At 67.9% G+C, this 3,918-nt stretch carries 3 protein-coding genes and 3 pseudogenes; 1 reads left to right on the top strand and 5 read right to left on the bottom strand.

Annotation, left to right across the window (positions count from 1 at the left end; genetic code table 11):
* The 5 genes and pseudogenes from AB0F18_RS38845 to AB0F18_RS38825 form a co-directional block, all read right to left on the bottom strand.
* Positions 1-212: pseudogene (locus tag AB0F18_RS38845) on the bottom strand (hypothetical protein); the annotation flags it as partial.
* Positions 213-449: 237 nt separating this feature from the next.
* Positions 450-647: a hypothetical protein gene (locus tag AB0F18_RS38840; RefSeq protein ID WP_362070158.1), complete on the bottom strand. Its 198-nt coding sequence runs from the start codon at positions 645-647 to the stop codon at positions 450-452.
* Between the two features lie 288 nt (positions 648-935).
* On the bottom strand, positions 936-1,295 hold the full coding sequence (locus AB0F18_RS38835; RefSeq protein ID WP_362070155.1) for a hypothetical protein: 360 nt from the start codon (positions 1,293-1,295) through the stop codon (positions 936-938).
* 207 nt (positions 1,296-1,502) lie between these two features.
* Complete coding sequence (locus AB0F18_RS38830; protein WP_362070152.1) at positions 1,503-1,925, bottom strand: hypothetical protein; 423 nt, start codon at positions 1,923-1,925, stop codon at positions 1,503-1,505.
* A gap of 98 nt (positions 1,926-2,023) precedes the next feature.
* A pseudogene (locus AB0F18_RS38825) lies at positions 2,024-3,207 on the bottom strand (IS110 family transposase).
* A 562-nt stretch (positions 3,208-3,769) separates the two neighbouring features.
* On the opposite strand from AB0F18_RS38825, the pseudogene AB0F18_RS38820 reads away from it, so the two are divergent.
* A pseudogene (locus AB0F18_RS38820) lies at positions 3,770-3,918 on the top strand (IS5/IS1182 family transposase); the annotation flags it as partial.

Here is a 3,918-nt window from a genome sequence, read left to right as displayed (position 1 = left end):
GCCGCCCACCCCGCACCCACCGACCCCCGCAGCGCCGCGCGCACCTGCTCCGGGTCGGCGGCCTCCACCACCGCCCGCGACCACAGGCCAGGGCCAGCGTCGGCCGGCGGGACCAGGCCCGTACCGGCCGCCCACCGCCAGGCAGCGACTGGCACCCGCAGCCGGCCCGCGGCCTGGTTCTCGTCGTAGCTCTCACGTACCGAACGCGCCATGAATCGCACTCCGATCACACATCGACCGGCCCGACAATCGGGCCGCGCCGGAAACATGCCGAAAGATCCTGTTTGTTGTCAATGGCCCTGATTCCGGGGCGAGTTGGAAGCACACCGCATAAGCCGCCTACGCGTACACGAGGCCCGGATTCACCCGGGCGGGGGGGGACCGCGAACCGGCGCCGGGCAGCTGGAAGCGGGGGCCGTCGCCGCGACCCCCGCCCCTCCCCCGGCGGCCTACAGGCAGTCGGCCGGCTCCGCCGCGAAGGTGCTGCCGTGCACGCCGTACAGCGGGGTGTCCGTCAGCCGGAACCGCTCCGCGCGGCCCCCGGGCCGCCGAACGGCGACGACGGCGCCCGGCTGCTCGGAGCCGGCGAACCGCTCCGGGTGAGCGTCGGTGGTGAGCGGGGTGTACCAGCAGGTGATGCGCTCCATGACGGTGCCTTCCTGGTCAGGGCCCCTATGGCCCCTCTCCACCCCTTGCGGAGGTCTCACGGCCAGAAGGACAGCAACAGCACGAAAACCCGCCCTAGATGTCCCGTCTCAAACGAGCTGGCTTCGAGAGGGGGCCCTGGCCTGCGGCGACCAGTTCAGCTGAGACGCCGAGATGCCGGGAATCTCGGGTGAGGTGGTCCCGGGTGGGTGAATGCCGGATGTCGTCTCAGTCGATCTGGTCCGTGGTCGATGCCGCTCAGCAGAGGCTCGACCACTCCCGTGCGATCATCAGGGCCGGAGGCACCGCGCCTGTGGGTCGTAGCAGTTGAGGCCCATTGATGAAGCCACCTCGGCCGCGTAGGCGGATGCCTCCTCCGCCATGCTCCAGCACATCGGGAAGTAGATCAGAGGGCCGCTCGCCTCGCCGATAAGCGGACCAGTCGACCACGGCGAGATGTCGTCCTCGTCTTCGGTGAGATCGGGCCATCGCTCCAAGAGTGCGGCGACATATGCTGCGATTTGCTTGGACGGAGCAACGTCGGGCCCGTCCGCGTCGATGTACTTGTCGTACAGATCGGTGAAGCACCGGCCCGCAGCAGCGTCATCTGCAGGCCGCTCGCCTTCCCAGACAGCAAGGTCATAGCTCATGGGCGAAGCCTGCCATCCAGCACTGACAAGAGTACCGACGGACCAGATCGCCTGAGACGCCGAGCGAATCGGACCCGATCGTTTGAGTCCGGGACCAGTTCCGCGGAGACGGGACACTAGATGATCTATGTATGCGGGGGTATGTCCGTGTCCTGTGCCAACGATTCCTAATGCTGTCTGTCAACCCGCTGAGTGCTTCGCGGGCGGTCAGGCGGGCGACGGAACGAGGGTCGTGGAGACGGACCGCTTGCGAAGCCCTTCTGCCAGATGCGCCATTTCCACGGACGTGCCGACCAGGCCCACTCCACTCAGCTCGGCGGCCGTCAGCCGGGCCTCGCCCAGTGACAGGTGGCGCATCTCGCGCAGGGCTCGCAACACGGGAACGAGATTGGTCTCAGCTGCCAGGCGAAGCCGAGCAAACCCGTGCTGGGCCAGCAGTGCCTGCCTGATCTCTTCGGGAGCTGGGCCGACCCCCATCTCGCACCACCCGTTGGCGCAGGCATGGCACCGTCCTTCGATGCCCCAGCGGAGCTGTCCCCGTTCGATGAACTGCCCGACGTCGCGGACCAGCACGCCACCACAGGCTGGGCACGACGAAGTGATCTCCACTCCTTGGGTGGCGGTGATCATTGGTGCGTCTCCCCCGATGTCGATCTACCTGATCCTGCCTCAAGCACTCAAGGCCTGGCGACTGGGTTGCCCGGCATCACAGATCGGCAGCACAGACCTCATGCCATGACTGGCTCCGGTGGCGCGGCCTCGTAGCACCGTCCGTCGCGGAGGAGGGCCCAGAGGACGTTGACGCGGCGGCGTGCGAGGGCGAGGACGGCTTGGGTTGGCGCTTGCCCTCGGCGCGTTTGCGGTCGTAGAACCTGCGGGACTCTTCGGACCGTCGGATGCTGAACAGCGCGGAGGTGTAGAGCACGCGCTGGAGCCGACGGTTGTATCGCTGGGGGCGTCGCAGGTTGCCGCTTGCCGGAGTCGCGGGGGACCGGGGCGACGCCGCCGAAGCCGGCGAGGCGGTCGGGGGCGCCGAAGACGGCCATGTCGCCGCCGGTGGCGGCCAGGAACTCGGCACCGAGGATGATGCCGAGGCCGGGCATGCTGGTGATCACTTCGAAGTGCTGGTGGTCGCGAAACCGGGCCTCGATGAGCTTGTCGAGCTCGGCAACCTGCTCATTGAGGAGCATCACCTCCTTCGCGAGCGTGTGGACCATCTGGGCGGTCAGCTTCTTGCCGGGCAGGCTGGTGTGCTGGCGTTCGGCCGCTTCGACCGCGGTCTCGGCGAGCTGGTCGGCGCGGAGAACCTTGCGGTTTCTGAGCCACGTTTCCAGGCGCTTGGCGCCGAGGCGGCGAATGGCCGCGGGGGCCTGGTAGCCGGTCAGCAGCGTCAGCGGGCCCTTGTTGGTGAGGTCCAAGGCCCGCTCCAGGCCGGGGAAGATACCGGTCAGCTGGGCCCTCAGCCGGTTGACTGTGCGAGTGCGGTCGGCGACGAGGTCCATGCGGCGGCCGGTGAGGATCTTGAGGTCGATGACAGTTTCGTCGCCGGCGCGTAAAGGATGCAGGTCGCGGCGGATGCGAACCTGGTCGGCGATGACGGCAGCGTCCTTGGCGTCGGTCTTGCCCTCGCCGCGGTAGTCTCGGAGGCGCGGTGAATGGCGCGGCCGGAGATGTAGTTCACGGGCTGGTCGTGGTTGAGGAGAATCGCGATGGCCAGGGCGGCTCCGCCGTCGGGCAGGTCGATTCCCCAGGTCACCTCGTCGCCCAGGGCCAGGACGTCGGTGAGGAGTTCGAGGAGTTCAGGCTCGTCGTTGGCGACGCGTCGGGACAGCAGCCGACGGCCGCCCTCGTCGATCGCGACGCAGTGGTGGTGGGTCTTGCCTGCGTCGATGCCGGCCCAGATCGCAGCCATGGTGCCTCCGTGCGGTGGGGTGTGCCGGGGCCTCCCGACGGACGACCTCGCTGTCGATTCCCTACGGTGCGATCATTCGCAATTCCTAATTGGCAGCCGAGTCGTCGTGGGGCGTCGGGCGGCCAATCGATGGAAGCCACAAGCGGCAGAACTTTGAAAGCCACACCCGACGCCCCTGGGTGGGAGAACCATACGAAGGGCTCGCCCGGTCCCGCAGACAACGTAGGGAACCTTGAGCGTGTGCCATCGAAGGTTGGCCGGTGGACACCAGGAGCGGCTTCTTCACCCCCAAACGGCCCCGACTCGGCACCCGTCTGATCGCCGATTGATCCCCAGGACATCGCCCCGAAGGAGTAGGGCGGGCTCACCCGCCCGGCTGATGGCCAGGGGACCAGGGGGGGGGATGTGTGGCGTGGGGTGCGAAGCGAAGCATGGATGCAATACGTCACGCCGCTCCGGAGGTTGTCATGGATACCGCGAACCCACTGCCCGCCACGGCTAACTGATCGTTTCAGAATGAGTTGAGCTGTGGGCCTTGTGCTCGACGATCTTGGCCGGCAGGGTGTCCAGAGCGCGTGCTGATCTTGTTCCTGACGACCTGTGGGAGCGGGTGGCCCCGCTCCTGCCGCCCGCTCCCGAACGGCGCCGGCGCCACCCCGGGCGGCTGCGTGTTCCCGACCGAGTGGCACTCGCCGGCGTCATGTATGTGCT

The organism is Streptomyces sp. NPDC029216, from assembly GCF_040648015.1.
Classification (GTDB): domain Bacteria; phylum Actinomycetota; class Actinomycetes; order Streptomycetales; family Streptomycetaceae; genus Streptomyces.
This window is presented reverse-complemented; position numbering and strand designations above follow the sequence as displayed.

What these genes read in the sequence shown, in the direction of transcription:
- AB0F18_RS38835 (WP_362070155.1), bottom strand. Translation starts at nt 1,295, where the DNA reads ATGAGCTATGACCTTGCTGTCTGGGAAGGCGAGCGGCCTGCAGATGAC.
- AB0F18_RS38840 (WP_362070158.1), bottom strand. Translation starts at nt 647, where the DNA reads ATGGAGCGCATCACCTGCTGGTACACCCCGCTCACCACCGACGCTCAC.
- AB0F18_RS38830 (WP_362070152.1), bottom strand. Translation starts at nt 1,925, where the DNA reads ATGATCACCGCCACCCAAGGAGTGGAGATCACTTCGTCGTGCCCAGCC.